This is a genomic window from Staphylococcus caseorum (assembly GCF_049943195.1).
GTDB lineage: Bacteria > Bacillota > Bacilli > Staphylococcales > Staphylococcaceae > Staphylococcus > Staphylococcus equorum_A.
Genome location: NZ_JBNFUA010000001.1, coordinates 630,812 through 653,551, shown reverse-complemented (window position 1 = coordinate 653,551; position 22,740 = coordinate 630,812). Strand labels below are relative to the sequence as shown.

The window sequence follows — 22,740 nt, the reverse complement described above, 5'->3', positions numbered from 1 at the left end:
CCTATTTAAAGCAAAACATATTACTTCAATGTAATCATTACAAATAACTTTCAATCATATTCCATATTTTTTGTTGTTTGTCTTTTTTAATTGAAGAATAGCTTATAATCTCGTCCTCAGCTTCCATTTCTAATTTTTGCTGAATCTTCGCTAAATGCTTCTGTACTTTACCCTTAGCAATTTTATCTTCTTTCGTCGCTACAATAAGGGTTGGAATTTCATAGTATTTAAGATAATTGTACATAATGATATCGTCTTCGGTTGGGTTATGTCGTAAATCAACAAGTTGAATGACAAGCTTCAAGGATTCTCTTTGTGAAATATATCTTTCAATCATTTTACCAAATGCTTCACGTTGTGATTTACTTACTTTCGCATAGCCATAACCAGGTACATCAACAAATACAAGTTGATTATCTATATTATAAAAATTAAGTGTTTGTGTCTTACCAGGTCGTTGAGATGTTCTTGCCATATTCTTTCGACCAATCATACTATTGATAAACGTTGACTTACCTACGTTAGATCTGCCACTTAGGCCAACTTCACTTAAACCGGTTTCTGGATATTGTTCCGGTTTTACTGCACTAATTAATAATTCTATTTCATTAGGATTAACTTTCATTATCGTCCCTCTTTTCTTCTGAACTCATTGTTTATTATATTACACTATGGCTTATATGAATATGTATTTTTATTTTATCTATGCTTTCTTTTTTAAAAAATGGGACTAAGACAGAAATCTAATTTTTCTAATAAATTTTTGTCGTCCCACCCCGACAAGGATGACTATAAAATGGAATACAAGAGCTGAAGCTCTTTAAAAGTTTGATATAAGCGCATTTTCAATTTAGTCAGCCACTGCCCAATATAAAAAATGAGGCTGAGACATGTGATATGTCCCAGCCTCATTTGATTCACCTAATTTAAGCAGAAGTTTGTTCCTTGTTTACAAGGTTACCTTCTTTATCGTATAGTTCAGGATCTTTTTCATCATTAATTGTTTCTTCTGTAATCACGACTTTTACAACACCTTCAGAAGAAGGCACGTCATACATAATATCAATTAAAGCTTCTTCTATAATTGAACGAAGGCCACGTGCGCCTGTTTTACGTTCAATCGCTTTATCACTGATTGCAGATAATGCTTCATCAGTAAATACCAATTCTACATCATCAAGTTCTAACATTTTAGTATATTGTTTCACTAAAGCATTTTTAGGTTGAGTTAGAATATTTTTCAGTGCATCTACATCTAATGTTTCTAAATTAGCAACAATAGGTACACGACCGATAAATTCTGGAATCAAACCATATGATTGTAAATCTTCAGGTCTGATTTGTTCAAGTATTGCATCTTCATCATATTTTGAAGCTTCACTACTTGCAAATCCGATTACTTTCTCACCTAATCTACGTTTAATTACTTCATCTATACCATCAAAGGCACCACCAAGAACAAATAAAATGTTTGTTGTGTCAATTTGAATTAACTCTTGGTTAGGATGCTTACGACCGCCTTGAGGTGGCACGCTTGCAGTTGTGCCTTCTAAGATTTTAAGCAATGCTTGTTGTACACCTTCACCAGATACATCACGTGTAATTGATGTATTTTCTGATTTTCTAGCTATTTTGTCAATTTCATCGACATAAATAATACCCTTTTCAGCTTTATCAATATCAAAATCAGCTGCTTGCATTAAGCGTAGTAAGATGTTTTCAACATCGTCACCTACGTAACCAGCTTCAGTTAAACTTGTAGCATCAGCAATTGCAAAAGGTACATCTAATGTTCTAGCTAATGTTTGTGCTAAAAGTGTTTTACCACTACCAGTAGGTCCAATTAAAGCGATATTACTTTTTTGTAATTCAACTTCATCTTCATTTGGGCCTAAATTCTGTACACGTTTATAATGATTGTAAACAGCTACAGCTAATGATTTCTTAGCTTTTTCTTGACCGATTACATAATCATTCAATTGGTTCATAATTTCTTTTGGAGTCGGTAATTCAGTTAACCCTTCAGGTTCCGATTGAGCTAATTCTTCTTCTACAATTTCTGAACATAACTCAATACACTCATTACAAATATAAACGCCACTTCCTGCAACTAGCTTTTTAACTTGATCTTGGTCTTTGCCACAGAAAGAACATTTTAAATTTTCTTCATCTTCGTTGAATTTGAACATTCTATTTACACCCCTATTCCCTAAAGACTATACTAAATAGCATTTTAATATGCAACTTACAACTTTCACAAGTTATTTGCTTTAAAAATAGTGTAGCAGATACATTATTTGAATGCATCTGCTACTGGTTTACTATATTAAACGACCAACATATAATTCACAAAATAATTTGCTCTTTTTATATTTAGTTACGCTTCAGAGTCATCTTTAGATGGTTCTACTAATTTTGCTTCTTTAACTAATAAATCGATAACATTTTGGATACGAACATCATTTTTAACGATATCAGTATTACCAAGCGTTTGTTTAATATCTTCTACTGACATATTAAATTGTCCGCTCATTTTTTCTAATTCTTTATCGATATCAGCCTCAGTTACTTCAATTTCTTCAGCATCAGCAATAGCAGTTAATGTTAAGTTTGTTTTAACACGTTCTTCTGCATCATCTTTCATTTGTTCTCTTAATTGCGACTCATCTTGACCAGAAATTTGGTAATATGTTTCTAAATTAAGACCTTGTTGTTGCATACGTTGCCCAAATTCTTGAACCATACGATCTAACTCAGTGTTAATCATAGCGTCTGGAATTTCAACTGAAGCATTATTTGATGCTTTGCTAATTGCTTCTTCTTTTTGATTATTCTCAGCGTCAGTTTCTTTTTGCTCAGTTAGTTTTTTACGTAAGTTTTCTTTGTATTCATCAACAGTGTTTGCTTCAGCGTCTAATTCATTCGCAATCTCATCTGTTAATTCTGGAACGTCTTTATATTTAATTTCATTTACTTTAGCTTTGAAAGTAGCTTCTTTTCCAGCTAATTCTTCAGCATGGTATTCTTCTGGGAAAATTACAGTAACGTCTTTTTCTTCTCCAATTTTAACACCAACTAATTGTTCTTCGAATCCTGGAATAAATGAACCTGAACCAATTTCAAGGTCATAGCCTTCAGCTTGTCCACCTTCAAATTGTTCGCCATCAACGTAACCATCAAAGTCGATGTTAACTGTATCACCGTCTTCAACAGCGCCATCTTCTTTAACTACCATTTCAGCTAAGTGGCCTAATTGGTGGTCAATTGATTCTTGTAATTCTTCTTCAGTTAATTCAACATTTTGTTTTTCAATTTCAAGACCTTTATAGTCTCCTAACTCAATTTCAGGTTCAACTACTACACTCGCTTCGAATGTCATATCGCTACCTTTTTCCATTGTAGTTACATTGATTTCTGGTTGATCAACTGGTTTAATTCCAGTTTCGTCAATAGCTTCACCATAAGCTTCTGGTAATAAGATATCAACGGCATCTTGATATAGTGCTTCTACGCCAAAGCGTTGTTCAAAAATTTGGCGAGGTACTTTCCCTTTACGGAAACCTGGCACGTTTATTTGTTTAACTACTTTTTTGAAAGCTTGATCAATTGCTTTGTCTACTTTTTCTGCTGGAACTGTAACGGTTAAAACGCCTTCGTTACCTTCCTTTTTTTCCCAAGTTGCTGTCATGTATAAAAACCTCCATGAATATCCTATTTTATTTTTTCAACTTCATTATTATATCATACGTCAATGCTCTACACAAACACTGAGTTTACAAATCATATTGAATGAATAATTGAAATTAATTTACTTATTATTTTACTACTATTATTAATTACCCAAAAATTTAAAAATTAATTATTCCTGCATATCAATTGAAGTAATTAAGTTAACAATAGTATTTGTTGTGTCTAAACTTTCTAAGCCTAACATTGATTTGAAATAGTTTGTGTAAGCTTCAATCCATTCATCTTCAGATGCTATGCTTTCTATATCTAATGGATAAAGTAAAATAGCATGATTGTTCATCAGGTGAAGTGCTTCCTCTACAATTTGTGCCGCATCATCTTCTATTTGCTTAATAACTTCTGGAATAATTTTAATCTTAAACAGTGTTTGTTCAAGACCAGATAGATGATTTGGATTTACTTCAACTGTATAATCAAATTTCTGAACACGAATGTTTTGATTGTATCCGGCAAAACGTAAATATTCAAGCATTATACTCACAACATTCGGTGCAAGTTCAATTTCATTAATAATATTTACCACAGTTTCTTGATATCGATACTGATTATGATCTATTAAAGTTAAGATTGTACTAATTTGTTCACGTAGTGACAACGACTCAAAATCACGAAGCATTTCTGCTGCATGCGCATTATGTTTATCAATTTGACTTAAGGCATATTCTTTTAATGGAAATAGTTCCATTCTTGTTTTATGATCATTGACTTCATCAATAATTTGATTAATGACATCAACGACTTCGAAATATTGTCCTAATCCGTTTAAACTTTTCACGTAATAAACCATAAGATCGTCATACTTAGTAATGCCTTGTTTTAGTAATATGATAGCTTCTTCACGCAACTCAAGATAATGCCCCATCTTATATAACATGGCACATTTCAATAGAGACATTTGCTCATCTAATTCAAATTGCTTTTCAAAATCTTCAAACAGTTCATACATTTGATCTAATTCATTATTGTTAAAAGATTGTTTGATTTCTCTTATTAACTTATCTTTTGAACGTGGAAATGGAATGATATCAGACATTTTTATGCACCTCTATTGTATCGACTGTAATATTAATGTACTCCATGTTTCAAAGTCATCATAGTTATCTATTTTACTTTGATTCACCCATTTTATTTTTAATGTATCTGTTTCTTTAGCTTCAACCTCATTACTATTCACTTTAATTTTAAACACTACGCCTAAATGAACTTCGCCAACTTCATTAGTATCATCATTAATAAAACCTATGTATGCTAAATTTTGTGATTTACTATCTGACAGACCTACTTCTTCTTCAAGTTCTCTTTGTGCATTAATACGCAAGACTTCATTGATAGATTCAGCACCTTTAACATCGTTCATGTGTCCACCAACACCGATTGAAGATTGACCGTGCAAACGTGATTCTCCACCACCTGCTAATCGCTCATACACTAAAATTTCATCATTCTCATTTTCTAAAATACAATAAGATACCAATTGTTTATATGTCGGATCTTCCTCCATATCTCCACGACGCTTAATTTCATACTTTGAAAGTGCGTCAAAGATGTCTTGACCCTTTTCAGAATTTTTATCAAGAAAACCGTTGAATTGATTCTTTTCACTATTAAATAAAATTGTTCTCGGTACTACTGTAATCATTTCATCAAATTTAGACATAAGTTTCTCCTTCATATATGACTTCTTAGCCATTTTATCAAATGATAGTTATTTATCAAAATGTTAATCGATACAAAAATAAAGAGATGTACGAATTTGTACATCTCTTTATTTGAGAATTATTTTAAAGCGTCTTTAGCTTTAGCAACTAATTCACCGAAAGCTTTTTCGTCTGAAATAGCAATTTCAGAAAGCATTTTACGGTTAACATCGATTCCAGCTTTTTTCAAACCGTTCATTAATCTTGAATAGCTCATGTCATGTTGACGTGCAGCTCCGTTAATACGTGTAATCCATAATCTACGGAAATCACGTTTTCTTTGACGACGGTCGCGGAATGCGTACTGTCCTGATTTCATTACTTGTTGTTTTGCTACTTTATATAAAGTTCTTTTTGAACCAAAGTAACCTTTAGCTAATTTAATCGTCTTTTTACGACGAGCTCTTGTTACCGTTCCACCTTTAACACGTGGCATAATAAATTCCTCCTCAAAATATCTTCAATCTTTATTTTATCTGTCGTTACTTATTTTTTATAAGCTAATAATTGTTTAACGCGTTTCATATCTGATTTGCTCACTAATGAAGCTTTACGTAATTTACGTTTTTGTTTAGTTGTTTTGTTTGCAAACATATGTGATGTGAAAGCTCTAGAACGTTTTAATTTACCTGAACCAGTTCTTTTAACACGTTTTGCTGCTCCACGGTGTGTTTTCATTTTAGGCATGATTCAATTCCTCCTGTAGTATCTTTTTATTTTTCGTTGAGTGGGTTAAGCATAATGAACATTTGGCGTCCATCCATTTTAGGTCTTTGCCCAATCGTAGCGATATCTTTACATTCTTCTGCAAATTTCTCTAATACGCGTTGACCTATTTCTTTATGCGTAATAGCACGCCCTCTGAAACGAATTGAAACTTTACATTTGTCGCCTTTTTCTAAGAATTTACGTCCGTTCTTCAATTTAGTTTGGAAATCATGTTCCTCAATTGTAGGACTTAAACGAATTTCTTTAAGGTTAATAACTTTTTGTTTCTTCTTCATTTCTTTTTCTTTTTTCTGTTGTTCGAATTTGTACTTACCATAATCCATGATTTTCGCAACAGGTGGTTTAGCATTAGGCGACATAATAACTACATCGAGTTCTACGCGCTCTGCCATTTCTAAAGCTTCTGCTTTAGATTTAATACCAATCTGTTCTCCGTCATGTCCGATTAAACGTAATTCTTTTGCACGAATCTTCTCGTTAACTTGAGTCTGATCTTTTGCTATGGTTGACACCTCCAAGATTTTTACGAAATTATCCCAAGAAAAAGAGCGGGTATATAATATACCCGCTCTTCTTTACACACAACAATGTCGTGTATATATAGACCTGCCAACTACTATCAGTGTCGCAACAGGTGAGAAGCGGGAGCTTCTACTTGGTTCGTTTCGTATTCAACATTACCTATCTTAGCAACAATTCATTAGCAAGTCAATAGCTTTTCTTATTATTTATCGTCCATTTTAACATTTTGTCTTAAATCCACTTGTTCTAATGGTACAATTTTTGTTTTATAACGTAGTTTATGATAAATGAAGAATGCTAAGAATACCGGAATACCCATATATGTGATAACAAATCTATTGAGATCAAATTCTCCTGATTGGATGAAATCAACATCTTGTCCAATAATTACAAGTACACACAAGACACCTGCAAAAATAGGCCCAAATGGGAATAATTTAGCTTTATATTTTAATTTCGATTTATCATAGTTTTGTTTATCAAAAGCTTTTCTAAATCTGTAATGACTGACTGCAATACCAACCCATGCAATAAAACCAGTCAGACCACTTGCAGCAACGATATACTCATAAGCGTCACCGCTCAAATGTTGTAGTACAAAGATAATTACTACGACTACTGCTGTAGCAAGTAATGATACGTATGGCACACCACTTCTATTTGTTTTACCAAATATAGGATATGCAAGCTTATCTTTACTCATTGAATATAGCATACGTGTTGAAGCGTACATGCCTGAGTTACCGGCTGATAATACTGAAGTCAATATAACAGCATTCATGAATGATGCTGCAAATGCTAGTCCTGCATTTTGGAATACAAGTGTAAATGGTGAAGTTGAAATATCATCTCCGCCACCCATAAGTGATGGGCTATCATATGGTATCAACATACCGATTACAAAAATTGCAAGAATATAGAATATTAATATTCTCCAGAATACTTGTTTAATTGCTTTAGGAACTGCGCGCTCTGGATTTTCAGACTCTCCTGCTGTAATACCAATGAGTTCAGTACCTTGGAATGAAAAGCCTGCTACTAAAAACACACCTAAAATTGCTAAGATACTTCCTCCAAAACCATCACCTAAAATAGGACCATTACCTTGAGTAAACGTGTCAAAACCAACAAACTCGCCACCCATGATACCGACTATTGTTAATAAACCGATAGCAATAAAGATAATTACGGTAACTACTTTAATTAAAGCAAACCAATATTCACTTTCGCCAAATACTCTAACGGACAATGCATTCAGTCCAAATATGATAATTAAGAATAGACAGCTCCAACTCCAAGCTGGAATACCTGACATTGGTGTCCAATACTGTATTACTTGTGCTGCAATCGTTACATCGGCTGCAACTGTAATTACCCAGTTAAACCAATAGTTCCAACCTAATGCGAATCCTAGAGATGGATCAACAAAACGTGTAGCATATGTACTAAATGAGCCTGACACAGGTAAATATGTTGCCATTTCTCCTAGAGAAGTCATAAGGAAGAATACCATCGCTCCAATGATTGCAAAGGCTAAAAGCGCTCCTAAACCACCTGCATCATGGATTGCACCACCAGAAGTCATAAATAAACCAGTCCCAATACAACCTCCAATTGCAATCATGGATATATGGCGATCTTTCAGACCCCTTTGAACTCCATCATTTTGATTCACTTGTTTTGCCATAGACGCTTCCCTTCCTTAAATATAGAGGTTAACTTACTATATGATTAAGATTCATACTATTTATAGTTTGAGCAGTACTTCATTGTAATTAGGTATATAAATTACACAACAATTATAAATTTCGCTCTTTCCCGTTAACGTATTTATGATAATCATTCGACTAAAAATAAAATGGTTGCATACCTATTAGATATGCAACCATTTTAATAATAGCATTTATATAGGTAGCACATCACGTATGTGACAGTCCAGTTTCTTTCGATAACTGGCCCAACCTGTATAGTTAATGGACAATACAAGTTTCGGCATCTTCACCTTTCTATTATTCAACATATGCCCCATTTGGCTTCTGAATAATTACTGATTGAATATGCAACCTCTAACTCAAATTTAATTTTTATATGAATGTGAACTTACTTCACTATTCTGTAATATACATGATTTCCTCAAGAGTTTCAAGACTATCTTTGTTTTTTCAATCTAATCTCATCAAGTAAATTCCAAATGAATTCTTCTTTTTCTAATGTTTCTTGATCTTGGGAACCATATTTACGTACATTTACTTCATTATTTTCTACTTCTTTGTCCCCTACAACGAGTTGGTAAGGGATTTTTTGCATTTGCGCTTCTCTGATTTTATAACCCATTTTTTCATTACGGTCATCAATTTCAACTCTAACACCTTGAGATTTAAGCTCGTCTTGAATGTGTCTAGCGTAATCATAATGTAAATCAACATTAACAGGTATGATTTCTACTTGTTTTGGTGCTAACCAAGCAGGGAATGCGCCTTTTGTTTCTTCAGTTAAGAATGCAACGAAACGCTCCATAGTAGATACTACGCCACGGTGAATGACTACTGGTCTATGTTGTTCCCCATCATTACCAATATAAGTTAAATCAAATTTTTCTGGTAATAAGAAGTCTAATTGGGCAGTAGATAATGTTTCTTCTTTACCCATAGCAGTTTGAACCTGTACGTCAAGTTTCGGGCCATAGAATGCTGCTTCGCCTACTGCTTCTTCATAATCTAAGCCAAGTTCATCTACCGCTTCTTTCAACATACTTTCTGCTTTGTTCCACATGTCATCGTCATCGAAGTATTTTTCTTTATCTTCGGGATCTCTGTAACTTACACGGAATTTATAATTCTCAAAGTTGAAATCCTTGTATACATCAACAATTAAATTTACAACACGTTTGAATTCTTCTTTAATTTGGTCCGGACGTACAAAAATATGCGCATCATTTAATGTCATTCCGCGGACACGTTGTAAACCAGAAACCGCGCCACTCGCTTCATAACGGTGCATAGTACCTAATTCAGCAATTCTAATAGGCAATTCACGATATGAATGTGGTTTGTTTGCATAAATCATCATATGGTGTGGACAGTTCATTGGTCTTAAGACCATTTCTTCGTGTTCATCTAATTTCATTGTTGGGAACATGTCTTCTTGATAATGATCCCAATGGCCTGATGTTTTATACAAATCAACGTTAGCCATCACTGGAGTATAAACATGGTCATAACCCATACTTACTTCTTTATCTACAATATAACGTTCAATTTCACGACGTATTGTAGCACCATTAGGCAACCAAAGTGGCAAACCTGCACCTACTAAAGGATTGTTAGCGAACAGTTCTAAATCTTTACCAATTTTACGGTGATCACGTTCTTTGCGTTCTTCCAACATTTTCAAATGCGCTTTCAGTTCTTTTTTATCGAAAAATGCTGTGCCGTATATACGTTGTAACATTTTATTATCACTGTTTCCACGCCAATATGCACCAGCTGTTGATAATAATTTAAATTCTTTTATTTTAGAAGTAGATGGCACATGAACACCACGACATAAATCAGTGAACTCTCCTTGTGAATATAGCGTCACATTTTCATCTTCTGGAATAGCATCAATTAATTCTTGCTTATACGGGTCGTCTGAGAAAAATGTTTTAGCTTCATCTCTCGAAACGACTTTACGTTCAATTGGATAGTTTTCATTAACAATTTGCTTCATTGTTTTTTCTATTTTTTCAAAATCATCTGATGAAATACTTTCTTCCATGTCAAAGTCATAATAAAACCCACCATCAATTACCGGACCAACGCCAAAATGAACATTACCATATAGACGTTTTAAAGCTTGAGCCATAAGATGTGCAGTAGAATGACGTAACACTTCTAGCGCTTCATCAGAACCAGGTGTAACGATTTCAATTGATCCATCTTCGTCAATTGATCTAGTTAAATCTATGAGTTGTCCATTTAATTTACCAGCTACAGCTTTTTTTCTTAATCCTGGACTTATAGAATGTGCAATATCTTCTGTAGTTGTACCTTTATCAAACACTTTTGAATTGCCATCTGGAAATTTAATATTTATTTGCTCCATAAAAAACCCTCCTATTTATTCAAGCACTTAAATCAAAATGAAATGACGTTTATACTGAATCAGACTCAAAAAAACAAAAAGACCCCATCCCTAAAAAGGGACGAGGTCTTCGCGGTACCACCCTAAATTAAAGTTATGATGTATTTGATATACATAACTTTACTCTACGTAAGATAACGGTCTTGAGCCGGATGTTCATTACAACATCAATTATAAAGTAGTAACGAATTAACTTACTTACCAGCATCTCATCTTTTACTGGTTCTCTGTGAAGTAGTGGTTTATTCATCTCGTCTTCATTTCATTTTTTATGATTTAGATTTAAGTTTATTATACAACATTTATTTTAGATTTCAATCGTTCCTGTAATTTTTTCCTTCTAAGAAATAAGGTGTCGATAATGTTTTGATTCTTTCCATTATTCTTGCGGACTTTGTTTTTTCTGTACCGTCTCGTGTAACAGAGAGGTGATATTCTAATTCTTCAAAACTTAAATTAGAACTGAAAAATGTAGGTAACTCTTGAACCATACGATAATGTAGCAATGGTCCAATCACTTCATCTCGTGCCCATGGTGTGATGTCTTCAGCGCCTATATCATCTAACATTAATATATTTGCTTCTCTCACTCTAGAGAGTTTCGTTTCAAAAGTACCATCTTTAAACCCGCCTTTAAGCGAACGGATAAATTCTGGTAAATAAACAATTGTAGATGGTATCTTTTCAGTTTTTAATTGATTTGCAATTGCGCCAAGGATAAATGATTTACCAGTACCAAATGGACCATGTAAATATAAACCTTTAATTTGGGTCTCTTTATTTGTTATTTTTTCACAAATTTGGTTAGCAGCCATTGCGACATCTAATCTATCTCTTCTATCCATATATATATCTTCAAGTTTTGCATCTAGTGTGTCACGTTGCATATGGTGCGACGTAATTAAATGTTTATTAAACCGTTCTTCATCATGTTTAATTTTACAAGGACAAGGTAAGTAGCGAATTTTTATATGATTATGTTCGATATATAATTCAGGAATATGACCTGTAACAAAATTGGGACAGTCTTTTAATTTATGACCATCATAACGCTTTTCTTGATCTTTATATTCTTGTAAAATATTCAAATCTTCATCTATCATTGCATTCGTCAATTCAGCTTTATGTGACTCTAGAAACTGTTTAACGTCTGGATCATTGACGACATCTTTTTTTATTTTGGCAATTTTTTTTGATAAATCGTTTGAATCGCCCATAATTTGATTAAAAGGTTTCATTTATTTGTCCTCCTTCCATCTATCTTTAAGTTGATTTAAAAACTGTTCTCTATCATTCTTCAATTTTTCATCATCTTCATTATTATTTGAAGTGTCAGTTTCTGCTTTGTTATCTCGCTCTTCTAACCATTTAGGCGTCATCTCTCTCGATGCCAGTTGTTTTTGTTTATAATAAGGTTTAGATGACTTGTTTTCAGTCTTAGGTTGATTCACTTTTATCGCGTAATGATATGCTTGTTCCGCTGTTTTGATGCCTTTTTTCTTCCAATTGGATGCTATTTCAAAAATATAAGACTTAGGTAGCTTCATGTCTTCTTTCAGCATCACAAATTGTAACAGTATATTAATGACACCGAATGACAATTGTTCACGTTCTACTAACTCTTCAATCATATATTTTTGTTGTGTTGTCGGTTCAGATTCTGACCAAGATGCTAACATATCTATTGGACTTGTTTCTTCTAACTGTTTTAACCATGTAGCAGAGTTATCCTCATTTGGTGTTTGGTTTTGAGTTTGGTTATCATTCTGCGTTTGATCAACTTGGGTTGTGTTATCTGCATAATTGTTAGTTTTTATATTTAAAGATGGCATTTGTTGTTCATGCTCCATCAAATAATAAGTTCTTGCATGTTTTCTTAATTCTTCAAACGAAAGTTCTTGTGCGCTTGTTATAGATTTTAAAATGATGCGCTTCATCGGCTCAGGCGTTAAACCATATAGGGTCGCGATTTGTGTGATTAAAGCTTTTGCTTCTTTATCTATAATTTTTGTGCTAATAAAGTGATTTTGTAATAAATCATATAGTGTTTCAAAATCAAAGTGCACTTGTGACAAGTTTAAACCTTCATATGCCGTTTCACTTTGGATTTCATTTATATCGTTATCTAAGGACTTATTAGGTACCTTAAACACATCAGTGAAATTACGTGTCACATCTTGATATTTATTAAAGTCAATTTGCTTTTTATGTTCAAAATGGCGTTTCAATTGTTGATAACGTTGTTTGCTTACTTCACTAAACAAATACACTGATAACATTGGATCACTGAAAAATTGTTTTGCTGAGGGTGGTTGAACAAGCTGATAAACAAAAGACGAATGCTGTGCATCATGATTCACTAATGTTTTAACTAAACCAATACCCTCTAATAAGTCCATATCTTTTCTAAATTCTAATAAATTAATCTTTAACTCACTCATAATTATATAGTGCGTCAATACAGAATTCGCTTCATATTCTACAAACTGATTCAAATAATGATATAAACCAATTGCATTTGCACCAATCATTGGTGTGAACAATCTATTTAAAATTTCTAGATGCTTACTGTTCAAATAGAAATTTCGCACAACAGTAAAATTATCATGTGGTCTCAAACCATAATCATATGATTGTAACCCCATTTAAGAATCACTCCGTTTATTTCCAGCTAAAATACCTTGCATAGATTGTAATAGTTGATCTACATCCTTAAACTCTTTATATACAGATGCAAATCTAACATATGATACTTGATCTACGTGCATAAGCAAATTCATCACATGTTCTCCAATTTCTCTTGAAGAAATTTCTGCATGTCCTTCATCACGTAACTTCCATTCAACATTATTCGTAATATCTTCTAATTGTTGATAACGTACTGGTCTTTTTTCACATGAGCGTACCAATCCATTTAAAATCTTTTCACGTGAAAATTGTTCCCGCGTACCATCTTTTTTCACCACAATAAGTGGTCTTTTTTCTATATGTTCAAAAGTTGTGAATCTCGTACTACACTTTTCACATTCTCTTCTACGTCGAATCGCATTAACTTCATCTGCATGTCTAGAGTCTACAACACGAGAATGAGTCGAATTACATTTCGGGCATTTCATCGAATTATCACCCTCTCGTTTTGATTACTTATCATTATACTATAAATATGTATGTCACAAAAGAATCACTATGATACATGTAAAATACTTAATGCATTATGTAATTTTTATCACGAACATTCCAAATATTGTTAGAAATTAAAATACTTATTACGTCTCCCTGACAGTAAGTTTAACATGCTCAGTAAATTCATCATTGTCTATTTCTACAATCATCTATTATATAGGTTTAAACGACAAAATGAAAACTCCTTTCAAAGTAGGCACTATCAATGTGCATCACTTCAAAAGGAGTATACATAATACTTTCTATTATAATGTCGTATAGTCTAAACATGGTAGTTTCTTAAAATTTAATCAAATAGATTATTATTAACTGTTATAAATGTGTACTTTAATTTGTGACAGCACCAACATCATTTTTGAGTAATTGACCTATTTGTTCAGCTACATCTACTACTCTATTTGAATAACCCCATTCATTATCATACCACGCGATTACTTTAACTTTATTATCACCCATAATCATTGTACTTTGTGTATCAATAATTGCTGAATGTGGGTTTGTATTAAAGTCCATAGATACTAAAGGTGCATCTTCAGTTGCAATCACACCGTCTAAGTCATTATCTTTAAATGCTTGATTGACTTGTTCAGCCGTTACATTCGTGTCTAAATCAACGACTAAATCCACTAATGAAACATTCTTCGTCGGTACTCTTAATGCCATACCGTGCAATTTACCATCTAATTCAGGTAGAACTTCTGTTAGTGCTTTTGCAGCACCTGTTGAAGTTGGAATAATACTTTCATTGCAAGAACGCGCACGTCTTAAATCTTTATGCGGATTATCTATATTATTTTGATCATTCGTAATGGCATGAACCGTTGTCATTAAACCGTTTTGTATACCAAATTGGTCATTTAATACTTTTGCAACTGGACCAATACAGTTTGTAGTACATGAAGCATTGCTAAATATGTCATACTCTTCAATGTTTAATTGCTCATTATTAACACCTTTGACAATCATTTGGACTTCTCCACCTTTAGATGGGCCAGTAAGCAATACTTTTTTAGCGCCTGCATTAATATGTGCAACAGCTTTATCTCCATGATTGAATTTTCCAGTAGCTTCAATAACGATATCGATGTTCAGCGTTTCCCAAGGTAAGTGCTCAGGATTTCTTTCAGCTACAAGCTTAATCTCATGATTATCAACTTTGACGCCATTTTCTATAGGCTCTACTTTTAAATCATAAGCACCATGAGTTGTATCATAATTAATTAGGTGGGCAATCGTTTCAGGAGGGTAGCTCGCATTAATTGCTACTACATTTAAATCCTTATTTTTCAAAGCGATTCTTAATACCATTCTTCCTATTCTACCCATTCCATTAATTGCAATATTTGTCGTCATTCAAAGCACCCCTTGTTTTTGTGTTATACTTTATGGAAATAGTATAACATAAATAAAAGTACAAGAAAGCGTTTTCTAAAATAAATTTAAAAAAATTTAAATTCCGCATACCTATGAACTTAAAGAGCCCTTTTCATAATAAGTTTATCCAAATAATTTAACTTCATATTGAAAAAGTACCACTCAAACTTAAATTATAAGTTGAGTAGTACTTCAGAATATACTTATTAAACCATACTAATGTATATTAAATCAAGCTTACGATAATCATCATTTAAAGACTCATGATTTATTGTGCTTCTTCTTCAGTATTGTTGTGAATATAACCTTCCTCTACGAGCAATTGTTCTAAGTTCTGTTTCAATTCTAATTTCGTATCACGGTTATCAATTTCACGATCCGCCATTCTACGTTTTTTATCAATTGAAATTTGGCTATAAACACGTGCCTTCGCATCTTCCATTGATAAATCATTACGTTCCATCAATCTATCAATTTGTATACTTTCAGAAGTGTATACTAACCAAACTTCATCCACAGTATCTTGTAAGTCATTTTCAAATAATAACGGAATATCCATAATTACGTTATAGCCTTGCTCAAGATAAGCTTCTTTTTCTTGTTCCATGATATCTCTAACAATAGGATGAACAATTTCATTTAATTCCAATCTTTTCTCTGGATGATTAAATATGACATCTCCTACATATGATCTATTCATATTGCCATCTTCATCTATTGCTTCTTCTCCAAATGCTTCTTTAACTTGTTCTAGTCCTTTGGTACCTTTTTCTACTGCTTGGCGTGATGCAACATCTGCATCTACGACTTTAAAACCATGTACGGTTAATAATTCCGAAACACTAGATTTACCTGATGCGATACCACCTGTTAGTCCTATAACTTTTGGCATAATATCACTCTTCCTTTATTTTTGACATGTAGCGCAGAAATGACTATTTCGCGTTGCAATAACTTGAGTTTCAATATCACTTCCACACACTTTACATATCTTTTGTTTATAAACATTAAGATGTAATTGCATCGTACCTGTACTACCGTCTGCATGACGATAATCAGATATGCTCGTTCCACCATATTTTATACCCGCTTCTAATACATCTCGAACATAATAAAATAATATTTCTCGTTCTTGATTATTTAACTCTTTTGATAGACGCGCTGGATGGATACCTGCTCTAAAAAGCGCTTCACACGCATAAATGTTACCACAGCCCGAAATGACCCGATGATCTAAAATCATTTGTTTAATTGGCTTGTTCTGGTAAAGTTTTTTATTAAACCATGATAAGTAATGTGGCATTGCTTCTTCATCAAATGGTTCTGGAGCGATTTCTAAAAATGATGGATACGCTTCAAATGATGGCACATTTCTAATTTCACCGAAGCGGCGAATATCAGAATAGACAAGCAACTTATCATTATTTAATTTAAATATAACATGCCAATGTTTACGATAATTTGGAACACTAATATCTTCTATTTTATCGACTACAAAGAAACCACCAGCCATACCCAGATGGCTAATGAGTATTCTTTCTTCACCGTCTTTCTCTAAATAGAAAACGATATACTTACTTCGTCTTTCTATATCATTTATTGTAAAATGCTCAGTAAAGCGTTTAAACGTATCTAATTCTAAACCTTTAATTATTGTTTCACGTTTGTTTGCTTTACCTTCATGCACTTTGTCAGAAAAAGTAACTGATTCAATTGTTTGTCCTTTAACAAAAGGTTTAATACCTCTTTTTACATGTTCTACTTCTGGTAATTCAGGCAATATAATACCCTCTTTCTATTTTGCGTCGTACCATGTTTGACCATAGCTAGATTCAACTTTTAATGGTACATCTAACTCTATCGCATTGTCCATAATCTTTTCAATAAATTTTTCAAATGCTTCTACTTCTTCTTTAGGTACTTCAAAAATCAATTCATCATGCACTTGTAATAAAAGTTGCGCATGGAAATCCGTATCTTTAACTTCATTTGCAAAATTAACCATGGCTAATTTAATAATATCTGCAGCTGTACCTTGAATTGGCGTATTCATTGCGGTTCTTTCTGCAAAACCTCTTAAATTAAAGTTTCTATTTGTGATATCAGGTATATATCTACGGCGATGTAATAATGTTTCAACATAGCCCTGAGCTTTACAGTCTTTAACAATATCTTTCATATATTGTTTAACACCAGGGAAACTATCTAAATAATCATCAATAAATTGTTTGGCTTGTTTTCTTGTTATGCCTAAACTTTGGCTTAGACCATAATCACTTATACCATAAACAATTCCGAAATTCACTGCCTTCGCTTGTCTACGCATCGTGCCATCAACTTCATCTGGTTGCACATTGAATACTTTCATAGCTGTAGCTGTGTGAATGTCTTCATCATTAATAAATGCTTGTTTCATACTTTCATCTTGCGTGATGTGCGCCAATACCCTTAATTCAATTTGCGAGTAATCGGCTGCAAATATGACATTATTTTCATCTGTAGATTTAAACGCTTTTCTAATTTTTCTACCCTCTTCTAAACGAACAGGTATATTTTGTAGGTTAGGATCAATAGATGACAATCTACCAGTTTGTGCTAGCGTTTGGTTAAAACGTGTATGAATACGATTATCCTCAGCAATTACTTTTTGTAATCCTTCTACATACGTAGATTGTAATTTAGCAAGTTGTCTATATTCAAGGATATGTTCAATAATTGGATGTTCACCTTGTAATTGTTCTAACACATCTACTGCTGTGGAATAACCAGTCTTCGTTTTTTTAATTACAGGTAACTCTAACGTTTCAAATAATACAACACCTAACTGTTTTGGTGAATTGATATTAAATGGCTCTCCTGCAGCTTCATGTATATTTTTTATTAACACATCTAATTTACTTTGAATCTCTTTTTCCATTTCTTTTAAATCATCGGCAACTGTATAAATACCTGTTTCTTCCATTTCACTTAAAATTCGTGCCAATGGTAACTCTAAATCATATAGTAAATCTGTTTGGTTATATTCATCTAGTTGTTCTGCCATTTTAGGTTTAGTCGCACTAATTGCTTCTATAATAGTTGCTACATGATGATTCAGAACTTCATCTTCAGGCAACTGTCTTTTTTTACCTTTACCATAAATAGCGATGGTTTGTTGTACGTAATACTGACCATAATTCGTAACAACTGAATTGACGTCATCTATTGTACGGGATGGATCAATAATATAACTTGCTAACATCACATCAAACACAATGTGCTTAATCGCGATATCTAATCTATGTGCGACGACATATGATTTTTTAGCATCATATACATTCTTTTCTGTAGTACTATCTTCTAACCATGCAATAAGTTCTGGATAATCATGCATCTTATGTGCATCAATAACAACATGGTGTGTGCCATCATATAAAGCAAATTTTAATATGTCATCTTTTAAATAATTAGAACCATCTAACTCAAAATGTATAGCTGCGGCAGCCAAGTTGTTAAAATCAACCTGTGCAAAATCACTCACTGTATTGATTTCCATTTCTTCAACACTTGAGCTACTACCATCAACATCTATTTGGTCCAACAATTGTTTGAACTCCAATTTTTTAAATAATTCAATTTTATCATTTGTATCTGGATTTTCTTGTAACTTAGTCTCGTTTAAGGATACTTCAATTGGACTTTCACAATTAATTGTCGCAAGTTCCTTACTCATTAAAGCATCATCTTTACTATTTTCAAGTTTCTCTTTTAATTTCTTACCTGATACTTCATCTAGGTGTTCATAGACATTTTCAACATTTGAAAATTGCTTCAATAATTTAATTGCTGTTTTCTCGCCAACACCTGCAACACCTGGAATATTGTCTGAAGCATCACCCATTAAGCCTTTCATATCAATAATTTGTTCTGGAACCAAACCATCATATTTTTCGGCTATAAATTCCGGCGTGTAATGATCAACGTCTGTTACACCTTTTTTAGTATAATAGATTGTCACGTCATCTGTAGCAAGTTGTGTTAAATCTCGGTCACCAGTTACGATAATCGTTTGGAATTTTTCTTCATTTGCTTGTTTACTCAGCGTACCGATAATATCATCCGCTTCATAATTGTCTAACTCATAGCGCTTAATTTGATAAGCATCTAATAATTGTCTGATATAAGGAAATTGTTCACTTAATTCAGGTGGTGTTTTTTGACGTCCACCTTTATATTCACTATATTGTGAGTGTCTGAACGTTGTCTTTCCAGCATCGAATGCAACTAAGAAATGTGTAGGCTGTTCTTCTTTTATAATTTTTTCAAGCAACATCGCAAAACCATACACGGCATTGGTATGAATACCTGCTTTATTTTGTAACAATGGCAAAGCGTAAAAAGCTCTAAAGCTAAGACTGTTACCATCAACTAAGATTAATTTATTCAATGTTTTAACCTCCAACACATATTTACTATCCATTTTATCATAAATTATGACGCTATCCGTATTGATACGACATATCTTCTGATTTTCATAGCAATATAAAAAGTCGACCTAACAACATTAAGTTAATTAGATCGACTATCAATTTGATATTATACAACAATTGTTCATTTAAAGTATACTTACTCTGTTTCAAAAAATGTAATTCTAAATGTCGAGCCTTCATTCGGACTACTAATGACGTTAATTCTACCATTATGGGCTTCCATAATATGTTTTGTAATCGATAGTCCTAAGCCCGTACCACCTGAATCTCTACTACGTGCTTTATCTACTCTATAGAAGCGTTCAAAAATATGTTTTTGATCTTCTTCACTGATCCCCATACCAAAATCTTCTACTTCTAGTATACGTTTATTACCTTCTTTATATACACGTACAATGACCTCATCCGATTCCTTAGAATAACTAATTGCATTTGATAATAAATTGATAACAACTTGTGAAACTTTATCCTTATTTGCATCAATGACAATATCAGGCGTCACTTCATTTAAAATAGTTATATCTTTACTTTCAGCAATCGTCTGCATATTTTTTATCGTTAACTCAGCAATGTCAGACAAACTGATATATTCAGTTTCTATTTCAGATTGTTGTTCGACATGAGATAAATCTAGTAAATCAAAAACTAAAGTTTCTATGCGATCAGATTCTTTAGAAATGATTTGTAAAAAATCATTTAATGCCTGTTCATCATTTTTCGCCCCATCTAATAATGTCTCAGCAAATCCTTTTATTGAAGTAATAGGTGTTTTTAGTTCATGTGATACATTCGCTACAAATTCACGACGCAAATTTTCAAGCTTTTTAAGGTTCGTGATATCATGCATAACAATAACCATGCCATATAAATTTTTCTTTGTTTTTGACAAAATTGGCACACAAGCAGTATCAAAATATTTTTGATGCACTTGATCTATGGTTAATTCCACTTGATCATAAATAGGTTTTTCTACTTTAAAAGCATCAGCAATAAGTTTTTGAATTTTAACATCGATAAACTCAACATAACTTTTATGTTCTACTGCTTCTTCAGGCGTAAACAACTCATAATATGCTTTATTCGCTACAACAATTTCACCATATTTATCAATCATTAATATGGAACTTGGAATACTTTCTACAGTTGTTTTTAGTCTATTGGATTGTAGTTTTTGCTTATGGTTTAAACGTTGTAAACGTCTAGCTAATTCATTTGTAGTAACGAACAACTCTCTCGTCTCTTTAACGTTACTTTCAGGTACCCTCACGTGATAATACCCTTCAGCTAAAAGGTTCGTGGCATAAGTTACTTCATTAATAGGTCTAATGTATGTTCTATTGATACTTCGAACTACAAAGAAAATAATCACTAAAACAATTAAACCAATTAAAGCAGTGTATTTCCATATTTCAATTTGCAATTCTAAGATTTCATTATTTACACCACTAATCAAAACGTCTTGATCTTTGATTGAAGTTTTAAATGTATATCTTCGATCATCGGCTACTTTATCATAAATTAGTTTCGAAGGAATAGCTTCATTTCTTATATCTTCATTTATCTCAGTACCTTGTTTTGTGGACAACAAGACATCGTTACCTTTTTCAATGACTACAGTAAGTTTCTCACTTTCAGCAATATCTTTGATTTCAGCTATTTTATCATGGTTGTACAAACTAACGAAATGCTCCGAACGATGCTCTAGGTCGCCTTCTTGACCCGTAGTAACCGTGTTATAAATAACATGTGTTATGATTGCGCCTAGCATAATAAAACTAATGATAACGATGGTACATAATAAAAATAAGAGGCGGTGATGAAACTTCAGCATTAAACCTTAGGTCTCTCCAATTTATATCCTAAACCTCGTACTGTTTTGATAAGTTTAGGTTGTTTTGGGTTTTCTTCTAATTTATCTCTTAAATGACTAATATGTACATCCACAATTCTAGAGTCACCCGCAAATTCATAATTCCAAACTGAATTTAACATATGTTCACGTGTGATTACTCTACCCTGTCTTTCGATAAGATATAATAACAGTTCAAATTCTTTTGGTGTTAATTCTAATAGTTCATCTTCTCTATACACTTCAAAATATTCTGGTCTAATTCTGATTGCACCAATAAGTATGTCATCTTCATCATTTTCAATTTGAGCTGCTTCTGTAACCATGGCAGATCTTCTTAAAATAGCTTTGACTCTTGCTACGACTTCTCTTGGTGAAAATGGTTTAGTCATATAATCGTCTGCGCCAAGTTCTAGTCCAAGTACACGATCAAATTCATCATCTTTAGCTGTCAGCATTAAGATGGGTACAAGGTTTTTATCAGAACGAATCGTTTTACACACTTCTATCCCATCTTTTTTTGGAAGCATGACATCTAACACAACTAATTCGGGGTTTGTAGCATTAACCTTCTCCAGTGCTTCTTCTCCATCATAAGCTACATCCACTATATATCCAGCTTGCTCTAAATTATATTTTAATAAGGTTACGATTGATTGCTCATCATCTACTACAAGTACTTTTTGTGACATAGTATACCTCCATATTTGTGTTTACAAATTAATTATAACTTATATTTAAATAAAAATAACATACTTTAAATTCTTTTCACATAAACTTTACAATGCCTATATTATAGAAACAAATTAAGTATTCATGAATTTAATGTAATTGTACTGTTAACAATCTGTTGTGCTGTTGATTTTGTTTTACTGAATTTTCCTGAAATTATACGTTAACAAAATCTTAACATTTAATTAACAAGATGAACACTTATATCATTGAAAATATGCAGTTCCCTGAAATCCTTCGTGTTAATTCACATTAAATACTATCCTTAAATTTACAATTTACATGCAAAATCATATGAATTAAATACTCT

Annotated in this window: 19 protein-coding genes, 1 riboswitch and 1 other annotated feature; all 19 genes read right to left on the bottom strand. The window is 32.8% G+C overall.

Annotated features, from left to right (window positions below; translation table 11 throughout):
- Positions 1–37 precede the first annotated feature (37 nt).
- On the bottom strand, positions 38–625 hold the full coding sequence (gene yihA / locus ACP3TL_RS03435) for a ribosome biogenesis GTP-binding protein YihA/YsxC (protein WP_046465528.1): 588 nt from the start codon (positions 623–625) through the stop codon (positions 38–40).
- A gap of 301 nt (positions 626–926) precedes the next feature.
- Positions 927–2,189, bottom strand: a complete 1,263-nt coding sequence (gene clpX, locus ACP3TL_RS03430) for an ATP-dependent Clp protease ATP-binding subunit ClpX (protein ID WP_046465529.1) — start codon at positions 2,187–2,189, stop codon at positions 927–929.
- 188 nt (positions 2,190–2,377) lie between these two features.
- Entirely contained in the window at positions 2,378–3,688 is a 1,311-nt protein-coding gene (gene tig / locus ACP3TL_RS03425; protein WP_285325693.1) for a trigger factor, read from the bottom strand.
- Positions 3,689–3,859: 171 nt separating this feature from the next.
- Positions 3,860–4,783, bottom strand: coding sequence for a hypothetical protein (locus ACP3TL_RS03420; RefSeq protein WP_046465531.1), 924 nt, complete (start codon positions 4,781–4,783; stop codon positions 3,860–3,862).
- Between the two features lie 12 nt (positions 4,784–4,795).
- Entirely contained in the window at positions 4,796–5,407 is a 612-nt protein-coding gene (locus ACP3TL_RS03415; protein WP_046465532.1) for an NUDIX domain-containing protein, read from the bottom strand.
- Positions 5,408–5,526: 119 nt separating this feature from the next.
- Entirely contained in the window at positions 5,527–5,883 is a 357-nt protein-coding gene (rplT, locus tag ACP3TL_RS03410; protein ID WP_002507379.1) for a 50S ribosomal protein L20, read from the bottom strand.
- A gap of 50 nt (positions 5,884–5,933) precedes the next feature.
- A complete protein-coding gene (rpmI, locus tag ACP3TL_RS03405) occupies positions 5,934–6,134 on the bottom strand; it encodes a 50S ribosomal protein L35 (RefSeq protein ID WP_002507378.1) in 201 nt (66 codons plus the stop codon).
- Between the two features lie 26 nt (positions 6,135–6,160).
- Positions 6,161–6,688: a translation initiation factor IF-3 gene (gene infC / locus ACP3TL_RS03400; protein ID WP_002507377.1), complete on the bottom strand. Its 528-nt coding sequence runs from the start codon at positions 6,686–6,688 to the stop codon at positions 6,161–6,163.
- A gap of 22 nt (positions 6,689–6,710) precedes the next feature.
- Positions 6,711–6,839: a sequence feature (ribosomal protein L20 leader region), on the bottom strand.
- Between the two features lie 61 nt (positions 6,840–6,900).
- Positions 6,901–8,385 (bottom strand): amino acid permease, encoded by a 1,485-nt coding sequence (locus tag ACP3TL_RS03395; protein ID WP_046465533.1) that lies wholly within the window; start codon positions 8,383–8,385, stop codon positions 6,901–6,903.
- A 217-nt stretch (positions 8,386–8,602) separates the two neighbouring features.
- A riboswitch (Lysine riboswitch) is annotated at positions 8,603–8,775 on the bottom strand.
- Positions 8,776–8,846: 71 nt separating this feature from the next.
- On the bottom strand, positions 8,847–10,784 hold the full coding sequence (gene thrS / locus ACP3TL_RS03390; protein ID WP_277575855.1) for a threonine--tRNA ligase: 1,938 nt from the start codon (positions 10,782–10,784) through the stop codon (positions 8,847–8,849).
- A 353-nt stretch (positions 10,785–11,137) separates the two neighbouring features.
- Entirely contained in the window at positions 11,138–12,061 is a 924-nt protein-coding gene (dnaI, locus tag ACP3TL_RS03385; protein WP_046465535.1) for a primosomal protein DnaI, read from the bottom strand.
- Positions 12,062–13,468, bottom strand: coding sequence for a replicative helicase loading/DNA remodeling protein DnaB (dnaB, locus tag ACP3TL_RS03380; protein WP_046465536.1), 1,407 nt, complete (start codon positions 13,466–13,468; stop codon positions 12,062–12,064).
- Positions 13,469–13,939 (bottom strand): transcriptional regulator NrdR, encoded by a 471-nt coding sequence (nrdR, locus tag ACP3TL_RS03375; RefSeq protein ID WP_002507372.1) that lies wholly within the window; start codon positions 13,937–13,939, stop codon positions 13,469–13,471.
- 394 nt (positions 13,940–14,333) lie between these two features.
- Positions 14,334–15,359, bottom strand: coding sequence for a type I glyceraldehyde-3-phosphate dehydrogenase (gene gap, locus ACP3TL_RS03370; protein ID WP_046465537.1), 1,026 nt, complete (start codon positions 15,357–15,359; stop codon positions 14,334–14,336).
- A 289-nt stretch (positions 15,360–15,648) separates the two neighbouring features.
- The gene (gene coaE, locus ACP3TL_RS03365) at positions 15,649–16,272 is read right to left on the bottom strand and encodes a dephospho-CoA kinase (RefSeq protein WP_046465538.1); all 624 of its coding nucleotides are present in this window, start codon (positions 16,270–16,272) and stop codon (positions 15,649–15,651) included.
- Between the two features lie 15 nt (positions 16,273–16,287).
- Entirely contained in the window at positions 16,288–17,160 is an 873-nt protein-coding gene (gene mutM / locus ACP3TL_RS03360; RefSeq protein WP_046465539.1) for a bifunctional DNA-formamidopyrimidine glycosylase/DNA-(apurinic or apyrimidinic site) lyase, read from the bottom strand.
- 15 nt (positions 17,161–17,175) lie between these two features.
- Entirely contained in the window at positions 17,176–19,806 is a 2,631-nt protein-coding gene (gene polA / locus ACP3TL_RS03355) for a DNA polymerase I (protein ID WP_046465540.1), read from the bottom strand.
- Positions 19,807–19,985: 179 nt separating this feature from the next.
- Positions 19,986–21,680 (bottom strand): two-component system histidine kinase PnpS, encoded by a 1,695-nt coding sequence (gene pnpS / locus ACP3TL_RS03350; protein WP_046465541.1) that lies wholly within the window; start codon positions 21,678–21,680, stop codon positions 19,986–19,988.
- On the bottom strand, positions 21,680–22,390 hold the full coding sequence (locus ACP3TL_RS03345; RefSeq protein ID WP_046465542.1) for a response regulator transcription factor: 711 nt from the start codon (positions 22,388–22,390) through the stop codon (positions 21,680–21,682). The genes pnpS and ACP3TL_RS03345 overlap by 1 nt, the downstream gene beginning before the upstream one ends.
- Positions 22,391–22,740 lie beyond the last annotated feature (350 nt).

Excerpts from the sequence above, each read along its gene's own strand:
- coaE (WP_046465538.1), bottom strand. The coding sequence starts at position 16,272 with ATGCCAAAAGTTATAGGACTAACAGGTGGTATCGCATCAGGTAAATCT.
- clpX (WP_046465529.1), bottom strand. The coding sequence starts at position 2,189 with ATGTTCAAATTCAACGAAGATGAAGAAAATTTAAAATGTTCTTTCTGT.
- thrS (WP_277575855.1), bottom strand. The coding sequence starts at position 10,784 with ATGGAGCAAATAAATATTAAATTTCCAGATGGCAATTCAAAAGTGTTT.
- ACP3TL_RS03415 (WP_046465532.1), bottom strand. The coding sequence starts at position 5,407 with ATGTCTAAATTTGATGAAATGATTACAGTAGTACCGAGAACAATTTTA.
- rpmI (WP_002507378.1), bottom strand. The coding sequence starts at position 6,134 with ATGCCTAAAATGAAAACACACCGTGGAGCAGCAAAACGTGTTAAAAGA.
- yihA (WP_046465528.1), bottom strand. The coding sequence starts at position 625 with ATGAAAGTTAATCCTAATGAAATAGAATTATTAATTAGTGCAGTAAAA.
- ACP3TL_RS03395 (WP_046465533.1), bottom strand. The coding sequence starts at position 8,385 with ATGGCAAAACAAGTGAATCAAAATGATGGAGTTCAAAGGGGTCTGAAA.
- rplT (WP_002507379.1), bottom strand. The coding sequence starts at position 5,883 with ATGCCACGTGTTAAAGGTGGAACGGTAACAAGAGCTCGTCGTAAAAAG.
- ACP3TL_RS03420 (WP_046465531.1), bottom strand. The coding sequence starts at position 4,783 with ATGTCTGATATCATTCCATTTCCACGTTCAAAAGATAAGTTAATAAGA.
- pnpS (WP_046465541.1), bottom strand. The coding sequence starts at position 21,680 with ATGCTGAAGTTTCATCACCGCCTCTTATTTTTATTATGTACCATCGTT.
- gap (WP_046465537.1), bottom strand. The coding sequence starts at position 15,359 with ATGACGACAAATATTGCAATTAATGGAATGGGTAGAATAGGAAGAATG.
- dnaB (WP_046465536.1), bottom strand. The coding sequence starts at position 13,468 with ATGGGGTTACAATCATATGATTATGGTTTGAGACCACATGATAATTTT.
- nrdR (WP_002507372.1), bottom strand. The coding sequence starts at position 13,939 with ATGAAATGCCCGAAATGTAATTCGACTCATTCTCGTGTTGTAGACTCT.
- tig (WP_285325693.1), bottom strand. The coding sequence starts at position 3,688 with ATGACAGCAACTTGGGAAAAAAAGGAAGGTAACGAAGGCGTTTTAACC.
- dnaI (WP_046465535.1), bottom strand. The coding sequence starts at position 12,061 with ATGAAACCTTTTAATCAAATTATGGGCGATTCAAACGATTTATCAAAA.
- ACP3TL_RS03345 (WP_046465542.1), bottom strand. The coding sequence starts at position 22,390 with ATGTCACAAAAAGTACTTGTAGTAGATGATGAGCAATCAATCGTAACC.